A 25014-nucleotide genomic window follows, 5' to 3' on the forward strand; every position below is an offset into this window, starting at 1 on the left:
TGACCCTACCGCGATTTTATGGACACCGAGAACGTGTAGTATAATATAAACGCGGGAGGGATTCACGAGTGAAAACATTTGATAAAGAATATAAGTTAATGGCTGTTAAGCGGGTTAAAGAAAGCGGAAAACCGGTAGCCGAAGTGGCGCGAGAGCTAGATTTGAGCCCCAATACACTGCATGGCTGGATGAGCAAATTCGGTAAACACGGTGAAAATGCTTTCCCTGGCAGTGGTAATCTGCATAGTGCTGATGAAGAATTGCGCAAGTTGCGCAAAGAAGTCCTGGAATTAAAAGAGGAAAACGCAATACTAAAAAAGGCGGCCGCCTACTTCGCGAAAAACCAGAAATAGAGCGTTTTCGGTTTATGGAAGCGCATCGCTCCAAGTTTCGGGTGACGAAGATGGCCGAGGTATTGAATGTTTCCAGGAGCGGATTTTATGCATATTTAACAAGACCGGTTAGTGAACGTCAGCAAGAAAATGAATTATTACTACAAAAAATTAAAGAAATACACCGAAGATCGAAGGGTACTTACGGCTACCCACGCATAGCTGATGAGCTCAAAGATCAAGCTGCCGGAGCTCCTGCGCCAAGCAAAAACCGTGTTTATCGATTGATGAGGGATGCCGGAATCAGGGCTAAAACCGTTAAAAAATATAAAGCAACAACTAACTCCAATCATGACCTTCCTGTCGCTGAAAACCTGCTCAATCGCGAATTTACAGCAAAGAAACCTAATCAGAAGTGGGTTAGCGATATCACGTATATATGGACTGATGAAGGCTGGCTATACCTGGCTGGGATTATGGACTTATGTGGACGAACCATTGTTGGTTTTTCAATGGCTGACCACATGAGAAAATCACTGGTAATCGCTGCTTTAAACCAAGCGGTTGGCAGAACTAAAGCCGGAAAAGGGCTGCTAGTCCATTCAGACAGGGGCATTCAATATGCCAGCCACGCCTACCAAGACGTGTTGAAAAAGAATGGTTTTAAATGTAGCATGAGCCGTCGCGGCAACTGTTGGGATAATGCCCCCATGGAGTCTTTCTGGGGCAAGCTGAAACAAGAATGGCTATATGGACATCGGTTTAAAACCAGGGACGAAGCAAAAGCAGCTATCTTTGAATATATTGAAGTCTTTTATAACAGGCGGCGAAAGCATTCGAGCAATAATTATAAAGTTCCTATGGAGTTTATGAAAGCAGCTTAGTCAATATAGTATGAATTCATGAAATAATGTGTCATACTAAGCATTTCTGAGATATTGTGCGTTTGTCGTGTCTACTGAGCCGAGGTAAGGTCAGACCAGTTATAAATCTCTAATAATTCACAATGCCCTTTCCAGAAACCAAGTGTTCTGGAACTTTTACATCTTTCGTTAAAGGGTGATTGGCAAAAAACAACCTTATAGCTCTGATTGCTGTGTATGTATCATTCATTAAATCAAACTGCTTCTGATATAGTGTGACATCATATTGATTGGAAGTTAATTCATGCGCTGGCTTTTGACGAATATTTCTTATGGTTTTTAATGGCTTAATGATTAAATCTGTGATATTTTCTTGGGTTCGGATGTTTTTACCTAGCCATTCTTCAAGCATCACGAGGCTCCCCTTATCTTTACCTAATTCGTCCTTGCGATCAATGCCCTGTATATGTAGAGTATCTTTTTGAAATGTTTTATAAGAAATATTATGAACGATGATTTTTTCAAACACGAGAACAAAATCATAATAATTTTTTAGAGTTGGCAAAAGTATATTCCGAAATCCCTCTGGCATCTCAGAATAGTGAGTTCCAAAAGTTTTGTTAAATAGTTTAGGGATTCCCATGTGTTCACACTGTTCATTTATAACTTTTATTTCTTCAAGCAGGTCATGAAAAATCCATGTTTCCATGACCCATTTACCTTTTATTAAATTATCAACAAATCCAGCATTTATCTTGCATTTTCTCTGATTCGTAAGTTCAAACCCTTTCCATAGCATCTGTTTTTGAGAAGATAGCTTTGCCAAATCACAAACGAAAACACCCACAGCACGTTCCAAATGCTTACCATCTATATAAGCCATCCCATAGTTTTTGATATATTCATCCTCAATCGTTTTGTCATCTATATATTCATCCTTCACACAGATATTTCCACGGTACCCATTATCCATTATCACGAACTTTGGGTTGTTAACATATCTCTCTAATATCTCAATATTAAAATAGATGATTTTAAATTGTTTTTCGCCCTTCTGCATCAATACGGAATATGGCTTAGTATAATCTAATGGGACAGATTCAAGTGCCTTTCTCGTTGGGTACAGAACCGAATAATTCGTATCCTTAGATATGTTTTCTTTCTGTCGATCTACCGGTATAGTAAAATCAAAACCTTTTATATGCGGATTTATGACTTCTTTTTCCGAGAGTACTTCGATAAGTCCTTCATCAATCAATTCGCACAAAATGTTATAATCATAAGATTTCATATTATAAACCGGCAAGCCATTGAAATCATGAGATTTTATATAGTACTTTATTATTTCATTTAATACAGTCTCTTTTTTCATCTCATACCACTTCCTCAATTATTCGTATTGTATACAACATTTCTTATATTTTTTGCCACTCCCGCAAGGGCAAGGATCATTTCTGTCAACTTTTCTATGATATTGGCGCTGAAAGCTTTCTATCCTGCTTTTGGCATATTTGACACTCAGTACTTTTAAGCGGTCAATATCACCAGCCGGAATGTCATTATAACTGCATTGTTTTCCCTTCGCACCAAGCAGCTTACCATCCTTATCATAGTCAAGGTCAATCCACATAATTGGCATTGATTCATCGCTAAAAATTGTAGACAATACATAATCCTGGCGTTCTAATGTACTCATGACTTTGATTCCAGGGGAAGCAACGAATAGGCAATACTTAATTTCCCCGAAGGCAGACATTACAAGCATTCTGCCGATTTCAGGCTGCCTTCGCAACGCATGATGAATTGCTTTGCAAAAATCGTCTTTAGCTTCTGAGGACAAGTTTAAGAGGAAATGTGCCGTATCAATCCTATTTTCGTCTGTGCCTCGTTCTAACAGCAGGATTATTTCTGTTATTTCATTAGGCATGCCCTGTTTAGGCTTTGTTGGCTTTAGCTCTGGCAGATATAATCTGCAGAAATAGTTATCCAAATCTTCTCTATAGCCATGCCAATTTACCATGTGCTCTGCGGGGAATTTAGATGCTGTAATCGAGTATATATTGTGTTTAATGTACATGCCTAAGTGATCAAGTTCATCTCTCATTGCAATTTGAGGAATATCTATAGCAATCTTCCGCTGTTTCAAAAAATGCAGAAAATATATGGGCGAGTCAAAATAGTTTGCGTACAACAATAAATCATCATACGAAATTACAATTGTTTTACTCGAAAGCGTGATAAAGTTCAGTTTTTCCGCTCTTGCTGCAAATTCGTTAAAATTATCTACGGTTATAGAAAATGAATAGACTTCCTTATAATCCGAGAGTCTACTGATTTCAAATTTCTTGTGTTTTTCAGCGTCGTAGAATGGAGCAGGCTGGTGCTCATTTATGTACCTTATAGTTCGGCTGCATTGAGCATCAGCTTCTTGGGCGAGCTTTGTATATGCTTTGATATGGGCGCCGAAGTCATTAATCGGTGGCGTCTGGGGGAAGGAGCCCGCTTTTACTTCGATGATAAACAGGTAATTTTCATATGTAATAAGCAAGTCATTTTCGTTCATCTGCTTTAAAGAACTACCTGCAGGATAGTAATTTCCTGTAAAAGCCGTTGCTCCAGGCAGCAAATTCAAAAATAGCGCCTTAACCATGTCTTCGCTGGCTATGTTCTGGCGCTTACTCCACTTATCAACATACTCAGGTTTCAATCGGAAGATTGCCTTCTGTAATGCTCGATAAAAATTATCAAATAAAGAATAATAATCAAATCCGTATGAGATGCCATCTATCTTTATAAACGGTTTCTTCTTGGTCGGCAGTTCCATGATCGGCCAGCCCGAAAACTCTGAGTCGTCAAAGAAGGTTTTACATTCTCCAATGCCAAAAGACAAAGCATCAATCAGTCTTGCATCCCATCCGGTAACGTGAGAAATGTTATTTAAAGCTTCGCCGAATATTTTTTCGACTATGGGATTCATTACATTTCGCGCCTCATCACTTGCTGCTTCGGAGGCTAATTCCAAATCAACTGCTTCAAATAGCTCATTGAACTTCTTCCCCATGTCCATCCAAGCATCCGCTAAACCCTGTGACATAGAATATTCAAGTTTTTCAAGTCCTTCAATTATTTGCTCAGTTGTAACACCAAACAATTCCACAAGTACATCATTATGCAGAGGCAAAAGTTTTTTGAGTGGCTCAAGTTCAAATGCTTGATAGCGCTTCCCCCTGACAAAATAGAGCATCTGAGATTCTACGATGTAGCACATCATCTCATTAGAAATCTCGCCGGAATCTTCTTTATATACCGACCAATAATGATAAAAATACACGAACTCCTTATACAAATCTTCTATGTCCGCGTGAATTGAATGCCATCGTTTCTCCTGTTCTTCTTTCGATTCAGTATCATCAAAATGGTTTTCTGTTGAGACCAAAATGCTTTGGATATATTCCTGAGCCCTGATAACCATATTTTCTTCGCTCGTATAATCAAGCTCAGAAAACTTATTCAAATGGGACAGCATAGCCATGTCTTTAGTGAATTTAAGTATCATTAAAGGATCACATACAGATATTTTTTCTTTTATTTTTTTGACCTTCTCATCTATGCGTTCTTTAACTTTCGGGTATTCGTCTTTATAAAACGCTTGCAATTGGACATGCTGTTCGGGTGTACTTAGATTGCGTATAGACACAACCTTACCACATCGAGCAAGTTCAAATAGCCCATCATTATAATAATCATCAGCTTTAACTAATCTTTGCTTATGTTTCTTTTTACTCATGTCACAAATCCACCTTTCGCGAAGAGGGCTTTTTAAAACTCCAAAAACCTCGAAATCGAAGGGTTAAGTGTTGCTGCTGCCGCATTTTGTCCAGCAATAGACGGGGGAAACTGTCACCTAAAACTTTTTCCAAGACAATGATGCAACTATTATCTGAGATTTAGGTATCGGTCCATAATATTACGCAGTTGCTCTGAATCAGGATGCCAGTCGTCTGGACATTCTTTCGCTCTTGGGATAATACTAAGAACCTGCTCTCTCTCTAACTTTGCAAAATCTAAAATTTCTTGTCTTATATTTTTTTCCGCCATTGCATTAACAGAATTATGTAGTACATCCCATGTACCCAATAATAACATATCAAAACCTCTACCATAGTAATTAAACCATAACAGATCAGAGTCTCCGTCTGGATATTTCTTATCTGGTAACTGATCAATGAAGTTTTCTATTTTTTCATACAACCAAATCCCATTCCAAATTTCTTCCGCCTTAGATAATGAACAAAATTCCCGCCAGAAATTTTCACCTAATAGACCAATAAAGCCGCTCATGTGCCTTGCTACTGTTGGCCTCTGTCTTAATAAATCTTCGACAGACAGCGTACTTTTCAGGTCACCTACACGCTTTGCTAAATGATCCATAGCAATTTTCATTCCTATTTTTTTTGCCAATCGGAATGATATATTATCTAAATGGCATAACGAATTACTCAAATCACTAAAGATCCAATATGATACATTAGCTAATACCAATTCTTCAAAACTCTCTTTTACACTACGTGAATATAGTGATGGTCCAATTTCAATATTCCTAGATATCAATACAAGTAAAATATAGACACAATTTACCCGAAATATTGCATGTGGTCTTGCTCGAAAATTCATCGCTAATAAATCAATCAGTCTTATTCTCTCACTATCATTTCCTTCAATAATCCGTCGAAGATACTCTTGTGCGGATACAAGACGTGCATCTGTAGGAATATCCATATGAACGAGTAACAATTTTTCTTTTGTGTTTCTTAGCTGTTCTATTTCTTCTTTCTCGGCTTGTTTCCAGGCCATAATCTGTAATTGTTTAGCATTTTCGCGCACTATTGGCGCACATTCCGCAACTAACTTATTCACATCTGATTGGAAGGTTTTTATTTGCTGCTCATCTATCTCTACTGAAAAAGTGTTTCGTGCGATTTCTAACAAGCGTGATCTTTGATAACTAAGCATGTTGGGGGCGCTTATAATCTTTTTCAATTCCTCAAATTTTTCTTTGCAGTTTTCCTGTGTGCAAATTAGTAATGGCTGATTCCAATCCTCAATGCTTAAAGCATCATAAACCCTAATTTCCCAGCCATTAATTAATACAATAACACGAGCCTGTATTTCAGGGTGGATTGCATAAAGATGAGCCTGTAATAAATCTCCATAATCCATGTCTTTCCTATTTCCCGGCTTGGCCTCAATTATCCAAAAAGATTTTAGTCGTATAGTAGGTACATAATCTATAGAAATATGTTTTCTTCCCACTCGGTGAAACGGTTTACTTAACTTTAGATGTGGTTCTCGAATTATTTCATTTATTGTCCCCTTACTATAGCCAAGCATTCTTAATAAAGGGGCAATAAATTCTTCTCTTATGTCAGATTCATTCCACGTCGAAAAATCATGTTGAACCCAATCATTTAAAAACATAGCCTCCATTGAGTTCAAATCCAATTTATTCACCCCTAATCTCTAATATAAGTATGCTTATTTGTTTATAACAGCATGATACTATATACTACGTCCCAATTTACACATCATATTTGGAGATACTTTCTCAATTTCGTTTATATGTGTGATTATAAATATCTAATCATCGCTCAATCGGAAGTTACACGTAAAACAATACATAAAATTACAGGCGACCAAATAATCAAATGATCTTCTATTGGTAAAATTGCATTAAGGCTTGTCCTATCATCAATTAGCAAAACATGTATCACTGCAATTAATACTACCCAACAAACAACAACAAGGAGTCGTTGTAGCATATATTTAAAAATATTCTGTACAAAAGTATATCTTCTCTCCTGCAATTCCCATAAAACCCATAATATTAAACTACTCCAAAATAGCCAATTTGATAATATAATAAGTAACCTAAACATCGGAAATGAGCATAACAGCCACTCTTGCCTAATTAGATAATCCCTTACGTTAAGAACGTCTTCATTATAAACGTTATACAAAAAAAATATTGTTCCTAATATGATTATCATTTCAGTTAAGAACAAAGGATCTACAGCATACAACAAATTAATTCGTGATTTTTTCTTAGCCTTTTTCTCTATCTCTTCCTCATATTCTACCACTTAATTCCTCCAAGCAATTATAATCTCCTTGCTTTAAACTAAGCTAACAACTTGAGCCATCGCAAATCTTATTATTCGGTTTCCATATAAGTACGTCCTCATTTAAACGAACTATACTAGTACCTTGTCACTAATATAAATTGTTTGAGTTAATACACACATTAGTGGCAGTAAAATGTCGTTAAATCGTTTTGTAATATCATTTATTTTATCTGTAACAAGGTACTAGCAAGGGAAATTCTAATAATCGAATATAGAAATTTGATTTTTTATAGATTAGCTATATACCTCTTAAGATCATGCTTATTTTGAATATTAAAGTTATCCTTAATTTCTTTAAAATAGCTTCTTATAGACTCCTTTTCGATAATACGGCTACATATCTCGTCCGCTTTGCATTCTCCTCGTGCTTCTCTCCAGGGATGTTCTCTATGTGTTAATTCCTCTAGATATTTTGCATCATATCGTACATATGCAAATTTAACCATTTCTAAAACATCTAATTGATCTTCATCAAAGATACTTTCATCAAAGTTCTCAACTTTTGGTATAGAGCTATAACCATGTTTTTTATATTGATAATATAGATTGGGAATAACCGGACCATGTACCCATGCTTGAAAATCTTCTTGAAAGAATGTTCTATCCTTTAGAGCTAAGAGCCAGGCTTGAGCATAATAGATAATTTTTTGAAGTTTAAGCGGAGTAATAACCTCTTCAGCTTCAGTATCTATCTTGGATAGGAAATATTTAGCAACACGGACTACACCATGATCTTCAACTTCTCTAAAATCATCTATTAGTTGACTAATCCGATTAAATAATTTTCTTTGAGCAACTTCAGAAAGACTACTTTTATTTCTTTCAAATAACTCTAACATCTTATTCGGATCTTTGAGTTCCTTTAGTTGATCGCTATAAATCTTACGGGGAGTAAAACCATCTAGATATCTTATAATAGTCGCTTCCCCCCACCCCAGCAAAGAAGCTAGCGGTTTTTTACCTATCTCATAGGTTTCCAGTAATTCTTCAATTTCAGCGACTTTAATTAGCCCCGCTAACTCACGGTATTGATCATTAGCTAGTTTTAAGTTTTGGTCACTAATTTCAGCAATATAGACTTCATTACCGCATGACTTGCAATAAGGTATTTTTGCAAGATATTTGAAGGTTAAATTATCAATTGTAGATTCTACTTCTCTCTCCAGAAGTTCTACTTCTCTATCAGTGTCGCATTCAGGGCAGTATGTTTTCATTTTGCATCCCTCCTGGTTACATCAAGATGTAACCGTTTCTTCTTTAGTGTAAAACTCAGTTATAAGGATAATTTAAAGGGAACTCTGCTTCATGGAATGACATACAAACCACTCTCCCTCTAATTTTCAGTTTAATATATACTTGTACAGGTTTATCTACAATAGGCGGTAATATAAATTGACCAAAGATCAGAAAATCCCCGCCTATCTCTTTATTATTGTCATCGTCTGTATAAGAATAATTGCTAACATCTAACCGCAATATTTCGTCACAAACCATCTGGTGATTAATTCCATATTTTTCTCTAAACTCTCGTGTTTTATCTCTAATTCCTGTTTTCTGAACTATAGATAAGTTATTCGGATCAGTAAGTAAATCCCTAACTTTCTGCAGAAATTCCCCAACATCTTCCTCACTTTCCGTCCATCCCCGCTGCAAATAGATCACCGCCAATGCTGCTATTCTTTAATACTATTATATACAAATCATTATAAAAAAACAACAAAATAGTATCAAATGATACCATTTTGTTGTTTGTAAAATTTTTACTATCACGGATTCGTATCAAATTCTGTTACAGACTTCACTGAGAACCTTTCCAGTTTCCAACTCAAGCGCATTCGCGGAAACAAAGGATGAAAACTGATCATCTGCATTTTGTCCGAAAACTCTCCTAGCTTCTCCAGAAAATATTTCTGGCGTTTCTGTACAGTCTTACTGGTATCTCCCGCTTTGCCCCAGGCAATAATGATTGCGTCGACACGCGCTGCCGAGGCTAAAATCTGCTCCAAATTCTCCTGTTCGACTTCATCCTTCATGCTCTTTCTGCCGTCAACAGCCGAAAAGAGATTGACGATTTCCACAGTGCCAAAATCCATGCGATACAGATTATTCAATACATACATGGTCGTAGGGTCAACCAGCATGCCATCAGCATAGCTCGGACTGACCATCAGCACCATCGCCTTTTTCTTGTTTTTGTCCCATTCCTTCCGTAGCAGATAGCGGTGCTTTCGGTCTTCGGAAAATACCGCTTCCGTTTTAACCACACTCTTATCCGTTAGCATCTTCAATCCCTCTCGTTAGAGCTATTAATCCAGGTAAATCCTCGCGAAAAAGCTTCATAAAGGCTGTTTTTGAAATCATTCCATGTTCAATTACATCATCGTTATCCCCAAGCAGCCGATAGTAAATGGTTTCACCTAGGATGGCATACTGTAGCAAATATTCATCATCACCGTCCATAGCAGCATCAATCCACTCGTCATCGGGAACGCTGTCCATATCACCGAAATACGTCCGCTGATCCGTACTGACGGTTTCACAATCCCGCTTGGCCACGTAATGAGCCGCCGGGTCACCCACGTTTACCCGATAAGAATCCTTTGTTTCCGACAGCACCTGAAATTCCTGACCGATCTTCTTGGCGTACCAAAAGTCCGGCGAAGACGCCCTGATAATTCGAATGCGAATGCGTTTCTTACTTTTTTCCATCGACACTCATCACCCCGTCTCCACCAGACTGACCTAGCTGAAAAGCATTTAGGATTTGTCCCTCTCTCACATGAGCTATTTTTAGCATTTCTTATCTTCCTTTCTTAGTAATAGTAGAGTAAAAACAGAGAAGACCTATCAGCTTCCTTTATTGGCTGATAGGTCTTCCTTTTGTAATGCTATTCTGTTACATACCATTAATCGGTTACCGGCTGCAATATCGCCTTGGCCGGTATGTATCTTTCACCTTCTACTTGGACTCTGAAAACCTGCCACAGCAGCGTACCATCATCACTAAAAATCAGGTATGCCCACCCTTGGGCATTGCTGTACCCGCTTTGCCAGCGTACGATATACTCGTTCGTTTTGTCCTCACTGGCCCCCTCAATCGAAATCTTGTCCCTGGAATCATCAATGCGACTTCCATTCCTTGCCCAGCCTGTATGCTGGCCCCATACCTTGTTGCCCTCACGCCAGAGGGTCATAGAAAATCCGCTGCCCTGCTGTTCGTTTTTGTAAACCCACTCACTGACAGCAGGCTCAGCAAATACCGCTACGGATTGCAAAACAAGCAGAATCCCAATAATTATTACTCCACATAGTTTTTTGCTTTTCACTAATATGCGCGCTCCTTATTCGTCTCTTCAGAACGGTCAACTCACCATTCCTGACTAAGTGTTTCGAGTAAGCCAATATAAAGCAAAACAAACGCTCAAAATGATAGCCAACGTAAACGGCAATAATGCTGTTGTCAGCCATATGACCAGACCAATAGGTATCACAATTGCAACAAGGGGAGCTAGTCCCATGATATATCCTGCTATAGCCAGCACAATCGCAATCAATGTAAAACTCATGCCTGAATCCTCCTGGACTGGATTTTCTCCTTGCTGACAACAGCAATTGCTCCTATAAAAACAAGGCATGTACTAATAAAACCGCAATAGTATGACCAATCAGCAGGTACAAGCAGCAATCGCTTTATAATGGCTGGAATGGCTCCGAATAAAATAAAACCAACACCGCCGAGTATAGCTAACGGTATCCCCAAAATGCCCCATACTATTTTCCACAGCATTGCATCAGGGAAGCTCTCAACATATAACGTATATGTACCACCTAAAGCACCAATAAGAAAAAAGCTGCATGTTCTAAGTCCATTTTTTACCCCATCTATAAATGCAAGCTGATCTTGAGTTGTTAAGTGGGTCCGAAATATTTTTAATTGAGATTTTAGACCAAATACCGATATATCCGTAAGGTCAGTTGATGGCGTAACTACCCAATTACCCTGGAAGCCAACCCCGACTATCGCTAAAATGATAATTATTGCCACATATTTCATTGTCATCCTACTCCTCCTTTGGTTCAAACTCTGCATTTTTTACCGTGTCTTGTACCACTTTGTTACAAATTATAGCACTTCTTGCATATAAACTGCAAGTAAAAAACAATTATACTGTCGTGCTTGTCCGACTCTCCCTCTCTATAATGAAAGGTAATGGAGGTGGAGCTTTTTGCCATCAAAATACCTGCCCGAATTCCGGGAAATCGGACGCAAAATTGCCTATTACCGTACGCTAAGAGGGCTTTCGCAGGAAGCTCTGGCCGACAAAATTGACATCAGCACCAGCTATCTGAGCAAAATAGAGGCCCCCAATTCGACGATGACCTTTTCGCTGGAGGTACTGTTCCAGATTGCCGAGGCACTCAATATCAGCATTGGCGTGTTCTTTCGTCCTATTGACCTGCAAAATACCGACAATAAAATTGAGTAAAAAACGCGGTTACCGGTTTGGTAAGTGCGTTTTTTTAAACTTCAATCGTCCTCCAGATACTCGGTAATCAGTACATCCAGGGCTTGCTGGCAGTAGGGGAGAACAGCACGGGAAAGGCCCTCGGCTAATTCCTGGCTGTACAAAGCGGCCTGGATTTTCTGTTCCGTGGGTTCAATTCCTTGCAGTCGCAAGGCTTCCAGCACATCGTTACGCCCTAGTTTAATAACAAGGATGATCTGCTTATCCATCTAGCTCACCTCCCCCGTTAGCTGCCAGCCAGTAAGCGGCAGAAGCGCTATGGGCAAAATGACAACCACGCCGAAATCATTTCCCAACAAAATAAGCGCACTAACATATGAAGTCTGGTCAGTCGCCAGGACTTCCACATATTCGGGCAGAGCCGTCCGAAGCTGTTCGGGCAGATCTTTTACGTCCGTCTCTGTTTCCAGCACCAGCACATAGCCGCCATAGCCGCTGTCAATGTCCCGGTCCTCGCCATAGTCCCTGTCCAAAATAGTCACGGCTTCTTTTACAGCAGCAGCCACTTCCTGGGGCAGATTCAAGTCCTCGCACTCTCTGACATGTGCAATTGTAAGCATTCGTTACACCTTCCCATCAGCAAACTCAAATCGCAATCCTCCATTTGGGACGCTTCTTTCTATTTGCCCCAAAATGTAACAAAGACCCATCAGCCTGTACTTCGGCTGATGGGTCTTTTCCCACCCCTGAGTCGGGGTCAAAGTGTAAAATAATCCGGTCAATAGTTTTGTCTGCATTCAGGGTAATTTCCCTGATGACCAGATGCAGGAGTGTCTTTTTCTGCTCTGGTGACGCGGCTTGCAGCACCCGGTTGAATTGCCCCAGAAACTGCCTGACCATCGCTACCGTTACTTCCTGGCCCGTATCCTCCTCCATTTCACTGTCAATCTCGGCTCTGCGGGTGCACAGGTTTCTGGCTTCCGCCGCCAGCGTGTCCAGGCGAAGGGCTAGTGCCTCCCGGTCCAAGCCGTCCATCTCGTACACTTCCAGGATGCGGCGCTTTTTCGTTTCAATTTGCGCCAGGTTTTCCTCAATGGCGGCCCGTTCCTCCAGTAATGCGTCGCCGCTGCCCCGCCGCTTTTGGTTCACCGCCTTTACAATGGCGGTCAGCAGTTTTGGCTGGTGCAATACTAGAGGAATACGCTCCAGAACATAGGCTTCGGCATAGTCGGCCCGTACCGAGTTGGCATGACAGACGGTACTGCCCTTGCCCTTGAACTGACCGCAGGAATAATAACGCAGCGCCACTTTACTGCCATCCTTTAAGCGGTAATGGGAACGGCTGATGACCATCGGCGTACCGCATTCAGGACAGCGAATCAGACCTGTCAGAAGATTTTCACTGTCATGCACACGGGGCGACGCCTTGGAGCGCTTGGCAAACATCTCTTGCACCTGTTCCCACTGTTCGCGGCTGATAATGGCTTCATGCCTGCCTTCCGTTAGAATGGGCTTATCATTTTTACCGCGCCGCCGGGTTTCGCTCCAGCCCTCGTAGCGGTTATAGCGGACCGTACCTGCATAGATTGGATTTTTCAGGATTTCCCTTACGGAATCGGGAGCAAAGAAATTACCTTTCTTAGTCTTCGCGCCCTCCCGGTTGAGTTGCGTGGCAATGGCCCGGAACCCCTTACCCGCAGCGTACAGGTCAAAAATCTTTTTGATAATGACTGCCTCCTCCGGCACAACGACCAGGCGGGTTTTCCGTTTCTTGCCTGTGCCGCCAGAGTCCTCCACGCTGCAGTAACCCAAACAGGCCCCGCCGTTGCGAAACCCCATCCGCGCACGCTGCTTCATGCCGAGCTTCACATTATCAACAATGGTATTGCGCTCGAATTCACCGACCGCCCCCATCATATGCAAGGAGAACCGTCCCATCGGCGTAGCCGTATCGAAGTTCTCAGAGCAGGAACGAAAGGAGACCTTATGCTTGTCCAGATGAGAAACAATTTTCATTAAGTCATACATTTTTCTGGACATGCGGTTAAACTTCCAAACCATGACCTCATCAAACCGGCCCAGCTCGGCATCCCGCAGCAGCTTCTGCAGCTTGGCCCGTTTGGTCATTTCCTTGCCGCTAACCCCTGGATCGACATACTCCGCCACGATTTCCTTATTGTTACTCTTGCAATGTTGCCGCAGGATGTCTAGTTGGGCTTCGATGGAGTAGCCATGCTCGGCCTGTTCCTCGGTCGACACCCGGACGTAGAGGGCAACCCTGCTTGCCTTTTCCAGTTTCTCTGCTGCTTGCATCGCAGAGCACCTCCTTAGTTAAACTTATTGCATTTTTGAGGGCAGAATAGCCGCCCTCCATGCCCTCATTGCAGAAACTAGATAGCTACACGCAGCGGCAGTCCTTCGCCTTGCTCGGTAGCGAGAGTGGACGGCAGTTGCAAATCAATACCCACTACCTGCCGCTCTTCGTTGACATAAATTTTATGAGCAAGCTGCCGTATGAGTTTGCTCCTCTGTTCGGGCTTCGCTTGCGAAAGCACCTGCTGAAAAACGCAAAAGGCCGCCCGTATGTCCGCTTCAGACCAACAGTCAGGTTGCTCTGCCATTGGCACGCTTTCCACTAAAACCGCTTGCCAGCTTTTCCTTTCCGCCGCAATATCCCCCATAGCAGTCAGGAAGGCTGGCTTGTCCAAAAATCCTTCCTCATAACGGCGCAATAGTTCCTTAGACTGCCTGCCAAGCTCAGTAAGCTTCCGCTCTGCCTGCTCGCGCTGCTCAATTTGCGGCAGAACAGCCTGTTCGTACTGTTGACGGAGGACCTCGGTCACGCGGCGCAGCCAAAAGGGGCTGGTGAGAAATTCCTGCAGCCAGGTCAGCACTTTGGCATCAGCCTCGACGGCGCGAACGCTATTAGGCTTACAAACCGTACTGCCTTTGTTGAGATAGGCTCCGCAGGCGTAATAATGATTGATGCGATAGCTGCCATCCTTGCGCTTGCTTTTGGTATGGGACGGCAACATGCCGCTGCCGCAGGCGGGACATTTGAGCAAGCCCGACAATAGGTATTCATGGTCTATTACTTTCTGAACAGGTTTAGTCTGTTCGCAAAGCCTCAACTGAACAGCTTCCCACAGTTCCTTGCTGACAATCGGCTCATGCAGGCCGTCGTAATATACCTCGCCAAAGCGCGTTTTACCGACGTAGGCCGCATTTGTCAGGATTCCTTTAACCGTATTGAGGGTAAATGCCTTGCCCGTCTTGCCTGTCTTGTTTTCCCCGTTTAAACGGTTGACGATGGCCTTATATCCCAGTCCTGCCGCATACAGGGTAAATATCTCCATGACCGTTTCGGCCTCTTCCGCTATGATTTCCAGCTTACCGCCGCCGCGCAAGTCTTCCTCATCAGCCACCATGCGGTAGCCCAGCATCATGCCGCCGCCCCACCGTCCCGACTTGGCCCGTCTTTCCATGCCGATGAGGGAGGCTTCCATCCAGGCCTCCCGCTGCATCTGGGCAACGGCTCCCAACATCGTAAGAGCAAAGTTGCCCCCAGGCGTCGACATGTCAAACGCTTCATTCAGACTGCGGACAGCAACGCCCAAACCTTGCAGTTCCGAGAAAACTTCCAATAGGTAATCAAGCTTGCGACTGAGGCGGCTAATGGTCCAGACCAGCACCGCCCCGAAACAGCCGCGCCGGGCATCCCGCAGGGAGGGCATTCAGGCCTTCACGGTCCCCCCGAACGCCCGAAATGGCCTTCATCTCTATAGATGTCATATACAAGCTTGTTCCGCAGCTTGACCTCGGCTCGCAGCGCCGCCTCCTGTGCTTCCAGGCTGAAACCGTCCACCTGCTCTTCGCGGCTGACTCTTACATAGAGAGCAACCTGTTGTTCCTTATACATACCATAGCCCCTTTCTAGGCGGCGTTTTCAGCCGGTGCGGAGTTAACCGCACGGCTGTTTGCCTGCTTAGTTTTCTGCCCGTCTGCCTTTGCCGCCGCATCACTCGGGGGATTGGTTTTCAGATAATCAACTATCATTTCGGCCACCAGATTGGCTACCATTTCATATTGATACGCTACACTTTCCGATACCTCCATTGCCAAGTTCCTCCTTCTATTGAAACCTTTCCGTTAAGGAAAGGAATGAAAACGCTTAGTTTTTATTACGGTCTAGAATGACTTTTAAGATAATCACGACAATTTCCAACCAAGGCATCAGCCGATCAGCCCCTTTTCCTTGAAGCTGACGTAACGCCCTTGTCCGACTATGAGATGGTCAACCACCTGCACATCCAAAATTTTTCCCGCCTCTACCAGCTTTCGGGTTAATGCAATGTCTTCGGGACTGGGACTCGGGTCACCGCTGGGATGGTTATGAATGAGAATAACGGTCGCCGCCAGGAGACGCACGGCCCGGCCAAACACCATGCGAGGGTCGACCAGCGCCGCGCTTATTGTCCCTTGCGATACGGTTTCTTCGGCTAAAATGCCGTTTTTGGTGTTGAGATAGAGCACGCGAAACTGTTCGACAGGCAGGTGCTGCATATCCACTACCCGTTCAAATACGTCCTGCGGCGCACGGATGACGGGCGGCAGTTTGGCGTTCACGCGGTAAATGCGCTTAGCCAGCTCACACAGATACTGAAGCTGCCTGGCCTTAACGGGACCAATGCCTCTGATGCGCTCTAATTCCTGGGGATAGCTCCGCAAAAGCGCCTGCTGGACGCTGCCATACTCGGTCAGCAGTTCCCGCACTGCAGGCTTAGGCAGAACAACTTCCAAAAGCTCCTCGTCGGCCACGTTAGAAAGGCTGGTAAAAGGCAGGGTCATCTTCACCGCTCCTTTCCGTCCTTACTGCTTCCGCCGCTAACCGCAGGCGCAGACTTTTGCTGGTCAAATGATTTGCCACATAGAGTTGGTCCATATAGCCGCTTACTGTAAGGAAATAACATACATAATAGCTGTCGCCGCTTAGATGCAAACAATGCATCCAGTCCGGCCTCATTGTTTCTACAGATACCGTTCGGTCAAGAGCGGCCAGGTCTTTGTCTCCCGCTTCCAGTATCCCGAACACGCCATAGGCTTCCAGGCTAAAGGTGTTGAAATCACCATCCGGCGCTACCGCCGCCTGCAGACGTTTCAGCTTCCAGGCAAGGTGACGGACCAGCAGCGGATGAATCTTGCTTGTTTGTAATAGATTGCGTAAATCCGCCATGGTTTTCAGGATGTGCATGGTCTCACACCCCTTACAACAACTTGCCAAAACCTGCTTCTTTTCAAGACTGCTACCTTAAAACGGATGAACAGCATCGGCAGGCTCCTCCTCCCCGCTCTCCGGTTCGATGGACTGCTCCGCCAGCCATAGGCGAAGGTTTTCAGGCATGTTAGGTTCGGGAACATAGATTTGATCGACCATATCATTGTCAGGCATAAAATAAAGTACATAATACACTTCGCCCGCCAGTTCAAGACGGCTCACCCATTCGGGCATGAGCAGAGCGAAAGAGGGCGGCAAGCCGATGGCGCTCAGGTCCTGGTCGGTTGTTTCCACTACCCCGAATACACCGTGCATTTCCAGATTGAAGTCTTCCAGGTCCAGTTCGGGAGCCAGTTCCTCCTGCAAGCGATGCATTTTTCGGGCAAATTGTTCGGCCAGTGCCTGCGTGATACTGCCAGCGAGTTTCAGCCGCCTGATATCGGCCATGGTTTTGATAATGTGCATTGTGTCATTCCTCCTGTTTTGAAGGCTGACAGGCAAGAAGCCTGCCAGCCAATATTTCAGGAGAATAATATATATTTGTAAGCTCCCTTTATTCCCAATCGTCAGCATCTGCCATTCTCATGCTGGCTTGCTCTTCCTTGCTATAGAGGAAATAAAAGTCTTCCTTGTCGACAAGATCATCCGCTTCTGCCTGGCGCAGCCATTCCTCGGCTTCTTCAGCATAAACGCTCAACTCGATACCGCGCCGTTTGTAGGGAATCGCCCATGTTTTAGGTAATGCCTCAACTAATGTATAATACAAAATTCCTCCGTCAATATATCCTTGAATGAATTTTCTAAGGAGTTCTTCCTCAATATTAGCTTCAGAATAAGCACTAATGGAACATATCCAGTTTTCAATGCAACTTACTAATTCGTCGTCGCTGTAGCAGTTGTCGTTCATTTCAATAGTCTGTACCATAAACTCTTCAACCTTATGAGTTTCTTTATTGAAAAAACGATGCACAAAGCCCGGTAGTAAGGCATAGAAGTCTATTGAGCAAACATCCTCATACCAATCTATATCCACTGCCGTATTGTCCAACTGGAATCCAGCCTCATAAGCATACTCATTCACCATTAGCCAAAAAGCATCGACCAGTACGCAAGTTTCACGATTAGAAATAAAGAAACTACTTCCGTATTCATCTAAATCTTCATACGAATAACTCAGGCAATGATATCCGTCCATTTTCCAGTAAAGCTGTATACTTACACCGCTATCAACAATAGCGGTAGGTTTAAGCGGTAACGACACCGCTACCTTAAGCACATCTTGCCTGGCCGCTGCCGTATCCTTTCCAGCTACATCCCGATATTTGATACCGGCACTCAGGTATAAAATATTGCTTGAATCAATCATAGCCAACCTGCAATTTTCAAAAGGATTGTGATAATTCATCTTACGACCATTACCTATATAATTTACGATATTCTTTCCATGTAAATAGTTTTCTTGGGCTAAGGCTTCCACAAACTCTGGGAAATTACGGTAACCTTTCTCATCACCCAAAGTTTTATCAGCATCAACTATTTTATAATAACGATCATCAACCTTTTGATACAAGTTATTGAGAAATTCTAAGGTCATTTGCGTATTTGGCTTATTGTTTGTCATGTTTCTATCCCCTTTTATATTATTCAATATGGTAGAGGGAAATCAGGGCGGCGTTATTCCGCCCTCATCGCCCTATACGTACTCCTTGATTAGCTTACTCTTTTAACCCGCTTCACTTCCTCCCAGACACTACCCTGGTCATCGATACGATGGTCAATCTGCACCCTGACCTGTATGCCCTGCAATTCACGGAGATTGATACCTGCCTGGGGTTCGTGACCGAGAATGCCCTTGATAACCGGGTAGAATCTGCCTTTAGGGCTGAGGCTCATGCTGGCAATGAAGGGAACGGTAACCATTCCGCCAGTAGTTTTAATTTCGAAAGGCAATGTTACCTTAACCCAATTCGAGCCATCCTTACCGCTCATTTTCTCGGCGGCGACGGTACCAATCTGCGCCGGGTAGTCTCCCTTACTCAGCCTGGCCTCCCGCTTAATGACCTTAAGGACCAGCAGGTCATCTTCCTCGGACTCCCAGTCGTCATCGCCAGCATCTGACTCGAACTCGTTGTCCGCTGCGTCAGGTGTATCCTCCGCTTCGAACTCATCCCCAAAGGTATCTGCGTTATCGGTGTCGGCATTGTCGCCATAAGTATCCGCAGTCAAATCGAAGTCGGTTTCTTGCTCGAAAGCTTCCTCTTCTTCTCCCAGCATAGCCTGTAAGGCTTTGTTGCTGGCCAGGTTAGCAGACAGGTTTTTGTTTTTCAGGTTTTTTAGCATGATGGTTTCCTCCCTGTATTGGTGTATAATGATGGTAGTAGTTTATATATGGCACCAGACGGCTGAGCTAAAGCCGCTGGTGCATTTTTTTAGTCACTAAGAACCGCTAGGCGCTGAGCGCTTCGGTGTCTAAGGCGCTTTTGTACAGATGCAGCAGCCTGGGGCGGCACTCCTTATCCTTGCTGCCGCGTTTCCTGGTTGGGATGGTGCGCTTGGGACAACGCTGAACCCTTCCGTCACTGCTTTTCTCGGTATAGATAAGCTTCGCCTCATCCAAATGCTTCCAGAGTATGCGGGGCGATACGGAAATGTTCTGGCTGCGTCCTGACAGAAAGCGATTGACAGCACTATAGGTTGCCTCGGGCAGCAGGTAGAAGTATTGCTCATCCTGCCAACCGATGCGCTCGCCAAAGGAGGTACTATAGGGGTCCTCCTCCATACCTGCCGACAGTGCATCCACGCGTACCTTGCTGGTAACAAACAGTTCCTGCAGAACCTCCAGGAATATTTCGGCGGGACGCTCCTGCGCAACAAGGGCATTCTGGTCGCCGATAAGATGCGCAAAAACAGTTTCGGCGTCGTTTAAAAGCTGCGCGGCATTTTCAGCGGTGCAAGCCCCTGCATATTGCATGTACAGGAGCATCCTGTGAAAGCCGATGTACAGCCAAGCTGCTGCCTCGCCCGACCTGCCATGTGCCGCTTTTTCCTGAAAAGCGGCCCTTTTGTCGATAAACTCGGCATAGAGCATTTCAGGCAAGGCGTCCATCTGCGGCAGGAGCCATTCGATATACCCTCTCATGGCTTGCGCAAGAAGCGGCGCTTCCTGCTGCGCCTTGGTCAATGCCTTCAGGTCTACTGCGCCCTGCAGCAGTTCCACCCCGAGAAAGTGGGCTACAGAGGATTCGCCGGACGGCAGGTCTTCCCCCGTTACCAGTGCCATACCCCTGGGCGGAAACTCCTTTTGAAACTTTATGCTGGCAGTCAGCCTGCCCCGCCCAATACGGTCACCGTACATTCTTAATATCCGCTGGGCGGTTTGGGCCATTTTTTGCGCTTCGTAGCTGGAGGCTTCGGGATGGAAGTCATCAATGAGCAGCAGGGTATCCTTGGTTGCAAACGCCTTTCTTTCGAGGGCGTTCGCGGTATCTTTAAAGGAGGCAGGCGGACTCTTGAGCCCGAAATCGCCGAAATGCGAAAGAAAGCTCATCCCCAGCGAGGTTTTCCTGGTGCCAGTGCCGCCAAACAGCCATAATACGAAGGTTGGTTCTATGCCAGCCCTACGCAGAGCTTCGCAGAGAGCGCACAGATATACCAACGCCAGCAGCGGGATGGTGACTTCCAAGGGGGCCACCATGAGCAGTCTGAGACTTGCTTGCGCGGCTCTCTTCAATTCTTCGACAGCCTGATCGAGGCGATATTTCTCTAGCCCCCGCTCCAATTCAACCGCAATGTTGTCAGCGCCTATGGAACCGTTTGCGTGCAGGAAGCACCACGTCCCGTCAGGCAGCCTGCGCCAGCCCAGGTGCGTATAGATATAGTGTGTATCCACCTCTAAGCCCATGTTTTGAATGGCGTCACGGCACAGATCCTGCGTACCGAATCCAGGTTTAATGGACACGCCGAGGCCCCAGGCTTCGGTTACCCAGCCCATCCGCTTAAACTCAGCGGCTGAAACGTCGACCGGCGCAAGTTTCTTGCCGCCAGCCTGTAGGCCTTCCAGACGGAAGGTCCGTTCCTGCGAAACGCCGTCATCGCGAATAACTTCTTGCGTGGGCCTGGCCACAAAGTTAGCAATCTTGAATGGATTTTCTTTGCGGTCAAACCCCAGCAGGTTTCCTCTTGGGTCAAGCGTATAATCGGGATTGTCCTGGAGTGCCGCTACATACGGCGTATAGGCTGGATCATTAGGCGGCAGCGGCTTCTGCATGTCTTTAATGAAAGCGCCCGGACTGTTGGTCACTTCGCCGGTTTCATTCTCATTCGCTACATGGAAGCAGCGTTCAACTCCGCCCCGTGTGCAGCCTATCGTCGTGCACCGTACCATCGGACCGCCAGCATCTCCTGCCTTATCGACAAGTAGGTGGATACGCTGCTCGCTTCTTGCATCATGCTTGGCGCTCAGTCTGGAAAAGGCAAAGGCCGCTTCGGCATGACCGGCGTTTACAAGCAGGCTTACCCATTGAAACCACGCATCCTCCGAAAGGCCCTCCGCGCTTTGGGTAGTCAACGCCTGCGCAAACTTTCCGCAACGCTGCATACGCTCGAACACATCGGCTACATCCGGCTGCGGCTTGGTTTCCGTCTTATCCTTGCGTTTAGCCTCTTTCACCTTGCCCGCCATGCGGCTAAGCATCCACTCGGGGGCGTCGGCCAACTCAACATCTTTGGGGGTATGGCCTTTAATCCAGGTGTAAGGCTTGCCGTTCTGCGAAGGCGGGACTATCGTCTGCTGCCCATCTCCTAGAAAAGCCAGCTCACTATGTTCACCTTCGAGCTTGTCAACCCACTTCGAGGCTTTGCCAATCCCTTCGGGCAGACGGTAGAGCAGCCTACGCCCCGCTTCACTGCCGGGCGTCTTATACATCCAGGTTGCGGGAATGTCTCCCCCGCTGATTTCCTGGAGACTTTCCCAAGCCTGCGGCCCGTCAACATCAATGCCTACAATGCCTGAAGCCGCCCCCAGTACTAAACCGATGTTCATATTAGGCCATTTTACCAGCCACTCCTCGATTTCCTCAGTAGTTGGCACGGCACTACGCTTAGCCCACTCGGAAATGAGCGGCTTCTTGCCTTCACAAGGAATGACTGGCAGCCCCATCTTTTGATACCGGAACAGGGACTCTCTGATTTTCTGTGTCTGTGTTTTGTTGTCAAACTGTTCTGGCAAAATTCTCACCCTCCATGGTCTTGAGGGCTATGCGAGCGGATATTTTCCGCCCTGATTGCCCTCATATAAATCTAAAGTCTAAAAAACAAACCCTAAAAACAAAACTCTTATGCTAAGTTATATGCTGCTGTTTTGACCTGCTCTTGAATTAGATGTAACCTATCTAGAATTTTTATATCGCTCAAATTATCGCTCTCATGCATTAATCCAGCTAATTCGTCTCCTGCCCATGATAATAACTCATAGGAATCCTCAACCTTATCGCAGTAATCATTTAGATAATTTACAAGTACGTCAACTATGATCTTCATGTTTTGACCGTTAACACTATCAATTGCTTTAATAACTACTCGCAGACTTTCATGTATATCCTCATAGTGACTGTTTTGTGTCACGTCTGAGCTATCACTTGGACTAAAAACCTCATAAACTGGTTGCCCAAGTACTGTATTAACAGCACTTAGAAATTCGACGTATCCCCAATCCTCTTTCTGCCACCTTGAGGTTCTTAACATTCTCATGACCATACTTGCATTTTTCTGAGATATCCCTTCAGATAATGCCGCTATGATCTCATCCTCATCCGCCCCCTCTATAAACCTTTCAGCGGCTTTGTAAATTATTGGGTTACCCTCTTGTTTCATGCTAAATCCTCCTTGTTACATCGGTGCTATCATCACCTAATTCCCTGTTACGTGAAGATTACACCTGACTTTGCTATAGTCACTAGGGATGTTCCCTAAGCGCAGTTTCATTGTACAAAAAATGAAGAATTGCTATCGACGACATTCCAAAGCAAGTTTTGTCGTCATTGAAGTTAAAAAAAAAGAACCGATAGCAATTAGCTATCGGCCTTTTCTTCATTCAATTCTCTCTCAAACTCTAGCAATGCTAGCTTTGTTTTAATAGTTTCTTCAGTTCCTGGTGTATGGCTCCTGCCCATTTCAAAACAATTTCCTGCCGCAATTCCTCCATTATTGATATTTGGTGCGGATATGGTAGGTCTCGAATGTTCAATATGGTGGTATTGATTGCCCCAAATATTTCCCAGCATGCCGCCCAGAAGCTATATTGTATGTCCTCATCCAGTCCTGCCAGATAATGATGCCAGGTTTCTTCATCCAGCTTATCTTTAGTATAATCGGCGACATTGTTGAAGAAGCGGATTACGTCTTCTGGATTTACGTTCTCTCGCTTATCCTCCAAAAGTTTGTCTGTATAATTATCCCTCTGATCTAGTTCTAGCACGATTGCCTCAAAAATTGATTTATTTCTCTCTTCAATAGAGTAGTGGCTATTTTCATCCTTCCACTCTGCTCCAATTCCGCCGAAGCGATCTACTAAAGCAGCAAACCTTCGTTCTAGGTTACGGGTTGCTCCCTTTAATTTTCGATCATTTGCTAAGTGCTTAATTATTGCCGATACAGTAGTTCTACCAGCAATAGGACGTTTGAAGCTTCTTTCTGTCTTATTAGCCATTGTTTACCTCCTGAGTAGACATTGTATCCAATAACCACTATTCTACACTAATCATCTTTACATCTAAAGTACAATGAATGCACTTTCATGTTCTTTCTTAAAAACAACAAAAAGACAGCCTGAACTCTTGCATTTTGCAAAAGTTCAGGTTCTATCTTTTTTGGGAATTATATCGCATCCTCGCCAAACTCTTCCCAGAACAGCCTTAATGCGTTATTTATGACTCTAGTCTGGCTATAGCCCCGGCTACGCATAATCTGTAATTGTACGTAAACATCCCGTTCCAGATAGATCGTAATCCGCTTATGTCGGTCTTCAAATTTTACACTAGACAAAGTACTCTCGGCTGGAATTACAGTAAATTGATTGATTTGGTCCAGCTTCTGCTTACTCTCCCACAGCTTATCCATTCCCATTTGCCATCCCCAGCCTTTCAATGACTTCCTTCGTCAGATGTCGAATCTGGCCCAGGACGCGGCTATGCCATGCCAGCTTTCGCACGGGCACTCCCTTGCGTATCGCAGTTGGAATAGCCGAATCGTAGCCAACAGATGCGCGAAATACCGAGTTACCAAAGCTATTGTATACCTCTTCAACCATTACTTTAGTCAGCTTGCGGCGGTGGTCAATTTTGTTAACCAGAATGCCGAGGATGTGCAAATCCCTGTTCATGACCTTCTGGATATGCGCCAAATCGTCCAGTAGCTGGCCCAGGTTGGCTACGCTGAACGCCTCCGCATCGCTGACAACCACTACCTCGTCACTGGCCACAAAGCCTGCCAATGCGGATTCGCTTAATGCTGGCGGATGATCAATGATGACAAAATCGACTTCTTCCAATCGTTCATTTCTGAGATAATGCAGCAGGATTCCCTCGCTGCCGCGAAAGTCGAAATGCACAATATCCCTGCTGCCCGGAATGAGGTACAGGTTCTCACCGACCTCTAAGCAAGCGTTATCCAAGCTGCATTGCTGGCGAAGCAGGTGAAAGATGCTGCCGCCTTCGTAGTCTCCCTGCACATAGATTTTGCTGAGGTCGCATTGGGAGTCCAGGTCCACCATCAGAACCAAATATCCCATCTTCGACAGTTCATAGGTCAAATTAGCCGAAATTACCGTCTTTCCTACGCCGCCCTTGCGGTTGGCTATGCTGATTATTTTCATAGACCTTCCTCCAAAAATACAAAAAT

Annotated in this window: 29 protein-coding genes; 2 read left to right on the plus strand and 27 right to left on the minus strand. The window is 44.4% G+C overall.

Features of this window, described 5'->3' with window-relative positions; translation table 11 throughout:
- Positions 1–68: 68 nt before the first annotated feature.
- Positions 69–1216 (plus strand): IS3 family transposase gene (locus BLR65_RS17405; RefSeq protein ID WP_093795460.1). Its coding sequence is split into 2 segments (ribosomal slippage): positions 69–330 and positions 330–1216, totalling 1149 coding nucleotides; the frame shifts between segments, so codons are not numbered across the junction.
- Positions 1217–1325: 109 nt separating this feature from the next.
- Here BLR65_RS17405 and BLR65_RS17410 read toward each other — a convergent pair.
- From BLR65_RS17410 to BLR65_RS17460, 11 genes are all read right to left on the minus strand, one after another.
- Positions 1326–2567, minus strand: a complete 1242-nt coding sequence (locus BLR65_RS17410; protein ID WP_093795461.1) for an AAA family ATPase — start codon at positions 2565–2567, stop codon at positions 1326–1328.
- An 18-nt stretch (positions 2568–2585) separates the two neighbouring features.
- Entirely contained in the window at positions 2586–4982 is a 2397-nt protein-coding gene (locus tag BLR65_RS30965; RefSeq protein WP_169716748.1) for a YecA family protein, read from the minus strand.
- 149 nt (positions 4983–5131) lie between these two features.
- Positions 5132–6697, minus strand: a complete 1566-nt coding sequence (locus BLR65_RS17420; RefSeq protein ID WP_093795462.1) for a hypothetical protein — start codon at positions 6695–6697, stop codon at positions 5132–5134.
- A 146-nt stretch (positions 6698–6843) separates the two neighbouring features.
- Positions 6844–7335 (minus strand): hypothetical protein, encoded by a 492-nt coding sequence (locus BLR65_RS17425; protein WP_093795463.1) that lies wholly within the window; start codon positions 7333–7335, stop codon positions 6844–6846.
- A gap of 269 nt (positions 7336–7604) precedes the next feature.
- On the minus strand, positions 7605–8591 hold the full coding sequence (locus tag BLR65_RS17430) for a type II toxin-antitoxin system antitoxin SocA domain-containing protein (protein ID WP_093795464.1): 987 nt from the start codon (positions 8589–8591) through the stop codon (positions 7605–7607).
- Between the two features lie 55 nt (positions 8592–8646).
- On the minus strand, positions 8647–9039 hold the full coding sequence (locus BLR65_RS17435; protein ID WP_093795465.1) for a hypothetical protein: 393 nt from the start codon (positions 9037–9039) through the stop codon (positions 8647–8649).
- 104 nt (positions 9040–9143) lie between these two features.
- Positions 9144–9659: a DUF1643 domain-containing protein gene (locus BLR65_RS17440; RefSeq protein ID WP_093795466.1), complete on the minus strand. Its 516-nt coding sequence runs from the start codon at positions 9657–9659 to the stop codon at positions 9144–9146.
- Complete coding sequence (locus BLR65_RS17445) at positions 9646–10086, minus strand: hypothetical protein (protein WP_093795467.1); 441 nt, start codon at positions 10084–10086, stop codon at positions 9646–9648. Before BLR65_RS17445 ends, BLR65_RS17440 begins: the two co-directional genes overlap by 14 nt.
- Before the next feature lie 197 nt (positions 10087–10283).
- On the minus strand, positions 10284–10703 hold the full coding sequence (locus BLR65_RS17450) for a hypothetical protein (RefSeq protein ID WP_093795468.1): 420 nt from the start codon (positions 10701–10703) through the stop codon (positions 10284–10286).
- 54 nt (positions 10704–10757) lie between these two features.
- Positions 10758–10943, minus strand: coding sequence for a hypothetical protein (locus BLR65_RS17455; protein ID WP_093795469.1), 186 nt, complete (start codon positions 10941–10943; stop codon positions 10758–10760).
- Entirely contained in the window at positions 10940–11437 is a 498-nt protein-coding gene (locus BLR65_RS17460; protein WP_093795470.1) for a hypothetical protein, read from the minus strand. The genes BLR65_RS17455 and BLR65_RS17460 overlap by 4 nt, the downstream gene beginning before the upstream one ends.
- A 166-nt stretch (positions 11438–11603) precedes the next feature.
- On the opposite strand from BLR65_RS17460, the gene BLR65_RS17465 reads away from it, so the two are divergent.
- Positions 11604–11864 carry a helix-turn-helix domain-containing protein gene (locus BLR65_RS17465; protein ID WP_093795471.1) on the plus strand — a complete coding sequence of 87 codons (261 nt, stop codon included), beginning with the start codon at positions 11604–11606 and terminating at the stop codon, positions 11862–11864.
- A 41-nt stretch (positions 11865–11905) separates the two neighbouring features.
- Here the strand turns inward: BLR65_RS17465 and BLR65_RS17470 are convergent, their stop codons facing one another.
- The 16 genes from BLR65_RS17470 to BLR65_RS17545 form a co-directional block, all read right to left on the minus strand.
- Positions 11906–12112, minus strand: a complete 207-nt coding sequence (locus BLR65_RS17470; RefSeq protein ID WP_093795472.1) for a hypothetical protein — start codon at positions 12110–12112, stop codon at positions 11906–11908.
- Positions 12113–12463: a hypothetical protein gene (locus BLR65_RS17475; protein ID WP_093795473.1), complete on the minus strand. Its 351-nt coding sequence runs from the start codon at positions 12461–12463 to the stop codon at positions 12113–12115.
- 25 nt (positions 12464–12488) lie between these two features.
- Positions 12489–14156 (minus strand): recombinase family protein, encoded by a 1668-nt coding sequence (locus tag BLR65_RS17480; protein WP_093795474.1) that lies wholly within the window; start codon positions 14154–14156, stop codon positions 12489–12491.
- A gap of 77 nt (positions 14157–14233) precedes the next feature.
- Positions 14234–15577 (minus strand): recombinase family protein, encoded by a 1344-nt coding sequence (locus tag BLR65_RS17485; RefSeq protein ID WP_093795475.1) that lies wholly within the window; start codon positions 15575–15577, stop codon positions 14234–14236.
- 8 nt (positions 15578–15585) lie between these two features.
- Entirely contained in the window at positions 15586–15762 is a 177-nt protein-coding gene (locus tag BLR65_RS31465) for a recombinase family protein (RefSeq protein WP_093795476.1), read from the minus strand.
- Positions 15763–15776: 14 nt separating this feature from the next.
- Positions 15777–15959, minus strand: a complete 183-nt coding sequence (locus tag BLR65_RS17495) for a hypothetical protein (RefSeq protein ID WP_093795477.1) — start codon at positions 15957–15959, stop codon at positions 15777–15779.
- Positions 15960–16076: 117 nt separating this feature from the next.
- On the minus strand, positions 16077–16691 hold the full coding sequence (radC, locus tag BLR65_RS17500) for a RadC family protein (protein WP_075758083.1): 615 nt from the start codon (positions 16689–16691) through the stop codon (positions 16077–16079).
- Positions 16663–17094, minus strand: coding sequence for a hypothetical protein (locus tag BLR65_RS17505; RefSeq protein ID WP_093795478.1), 432 nt, complete (start codon positions 17092–17094; stop codon positions 16663–16665). Before BLR65_RS17505 ends, radC begins: the two co-directional genes overlap by 29 nt.
- 57 nt (positions 17095–17151) lie before the next feature.
- Positions 17152–17691 carry a hypothetical protein gene (locus BLR65_RS17510; RefSeq protein ID WP_143122604.1) on the minus strand — a complete coding sequence of 180 codons (540 nt, stop codon included), beginning with the start codon at positions 17689–17691 and terminating at the stop codon, positions 17152–17154.
- Entirely contained in the window at positions 17672–18739 is a 1068-nt protein-coding gene (locus BLR65_RS17515; protein ID WP_075758080.1) for a hypothetical protein, read from the minus strand. Before BLR65_RS17515 ends, BLR65_RS17510 begins: the two co-directional genes overlap by 20 nt.
- An 89-nt stretch (positions 18740–18828) precedes the next feature.
- Positions 18829–19458, minus strand: coding sequence for a hypothetical protein (locus BLR65_RS17520; RefSeq protein ID WP_093795480.1), 630 nt, complete (start codon positions 19456–19458; stop codon positions 18829–18831).
- A gap of 106 nt (positions 19459–19564) precedes the next feature.
- On the minus strand, positions 19565–22354 hold the full coding sequence (locus BLR65_RS17525; RefSeq protein WP_143122605.1) for a bifunctional DNA primase/polymerase: 2790 nt from the start codon (positions 22352–22354) through the stop codon (positions 19565–19567).
- A gap of 98 nt (positions 22355–22452) precedes the next feature.
- Complete coding sequence (locus BLR65_RS17530) at positions 22453–22989, minus strand: hypothetical protein (protein WP_093795482.1); 537 nt, start codon at positions 22987–22989, stop codon at positions 22453–22455.
- A 247-nt stretch (positions 22990–23236) separates the two neighbouring features.
- Positions 23237–23824 carry a hypothetical protein gene (locus tag BLR65_RS17535; RefSeq protein ID WP_093795483.1) on the minus strand — a complete coding sequence of 196 codons (588 nt, stop codon included), beginning with the start codon at positions 23822–23824 and terminating at the stop codon, positions 23237–23239.
- 167 nt (positions 23825–23991) lie between these two features.
- On the minus strand, positions 23992–24234 hold the full coding sequence (locus tag BLR65_RS17540; protein WP_143122606.1) for a hypothetical protein: 243 nt from the start codon (positions 24232–24234) through the stop codon (positions 23992–23994).
- A complete protein-coding gene (locus BLR65_RS17545; RefSeq protein WP_093795485.1) occupies positions 24227–24988 on the minus strand; it encodes a ParA family protein in 762 nt (253 codons plus the stop codon). Before BLR65_RS17545 ends, BLR65_RS17540 begins: the two co-directional genes overlap by 8 nt.
- Between the last annotated feature and the right edge of the window lie 26 nt (positions 24989–25014).

This window comes from Sporomusa acidovorans, from assembly GCF_900101845.1.
Lineage (GTDB): Bacteria > Bacillota > Negativicutes > Sporomusales > Sporomusaceae > Sporomusa > Sporomusa acidovorans.

Coding starts and splice junctions, on each gene's coding strand:
- BLR65_RS17410 (WP_093795461.1), bottom strand. CDS start 2,567: ATGAAAAAAGAGACTGTATTAAATGAAATAATAAAGTACTATATAAAA.
- BLR65_RS30965 (WP_169716748.1), bottom strand. CDS start 4,982: ATGAGTAAAAAGAAACATAAGCAAAGATTAGTTAAAGCTGATGATTAT.
- BLR65_RS17430 (WP_093795464.1), bottom strand. CDS start 8,591: ATGAAAACATACTGCCCTGAATGCGACACTGATAGAGAAGTAGAACTT.
- BLR65_RS17440 (WP_093795466.1), bottom strand. CDS start 9,659: ATGCTAACGGATAAGAGTGTGGTTAAAACGGAAGCGGTATTTTCCGAA.
- BLR65_RS17445 (WP_093795467.1), bottom strand. CDS start 10,086: ATGGAAAAAAGTAAGAAACGCATTCGCATTCGAATTATCAGGGCGTCT.
- BLR65_RS17455 (WP_093795469.1), bottom strand. CDS start 10,943: ATGAGTTTTACATTGATTGCGATTGTGCTGGCTATAGCAGGATATATC.
- BLR65_RS17460 (WP_093795470.1), bottom strand. CDS start 11,437: ATGACAATGAAATATGTGGCAATAATTATCATTTTAGCGATAGTCGGG.
- BLR65_RS17470 (WP_093795472.1), bottom strand. CDS start 12,112: ATGGATAAGCAGATCATCCTTGTTATTAAACTAGGGCGTAACGATGTG.
- BLR65_RS17475 (WP_093795473.1), bottom strand. CDS start 12,463: ATGCTTACAATTGCACATGTCAGAGAGTGCGAGGACTTGAATCTGCCC.
- BLR65_RS17480 (WP_093795474.1), bottom strand. CDS start 14,156: ATGCAAGCAGCAGAGAAACTGGAAAAGGCAAGCAGGGTTGCCCTCTAC.
- BLR65_RS17485 (WP_093795475.1), bottom strand. CDS start 15,577: ATGCCCTCCCTGCGGGATGCCCGGCGCGGCTGTTTCGGGGCGGTGCTG.
- BLR65_RS31465 (WP_093795476.1), bottom strand. CDS start 15,762: ATGTATAAGGAACAACAGGTTGCTCTCTATGTAAGAGTCAGCCGCGAA.
- BLR65_RS17495 (WP_093795477.1), bottom strand. CDS start 15,959: ATGGAGGTATCGGAAAGTGTAGCGTATCAATATGAAATGGTAGCCAAT.
- radC (WP_075758083.1), bottom strand. CDS start 16,691: ATGACCCTGCCTTTTACCAGCCTTTCTAACGTGGCCGACGAGGAGCTT.
- BLR65_RS17505 (WP_093795478.1), bottom strand. CDS start 17,094: ATGCACATCCTGAAAACCATGGCGGATTTACGCAATCTATTACAAACA.
- BLR65_RS17510 (WP_143122604.1), bottom strand. CDS start 17,691: ATGCTGACGATTGGGAATAAAGGGAGCTTACAAATATATATTATTCTC.
- BLR65_RS17515 (WP_075758080.1), bottom strand. CDS start 18,739: ATGACAAACAATAAGCCAAATACGCAAATGACCTTAGAATTTCTCAAT.
- BLR65_RS17520 (WP_093795480.1), bottom strand. CDS start 19,458: ATGCTAAAAAACCTGAAAAACAAAAACCTGTCTGCTAACCTGGCCAGC.
- BLR65_RS17530 (WP_093795482.1), bottom strand. CDS start 22,989: ATGAAACAAGAGGGTAACCCAATAATTTACAAAGCCGCTGAAAGGTTT.
- BLR65_RS17535 (WP_093795483.1), bottom strand. CDS start 23,824: ATGGCTAATAAGACAGAAAGAAGCTTCAAACGTCCTATTGCTGGTAGA.
- BLR65_RS17540 (WP_143122606.1), bottom strand. CDS start 24,234: ATGGATAAGCTGTGGGAGAGTAAGCAGAAGCTGGACCAAATCAATCAA.
- BLR65_RS17545 (WP_093795485.1), bottom strand. CDS start 24,988: ATGAAAATAATCAGCATAGCCAACCGCAAGGGCGGCGTAGGAAAGACG.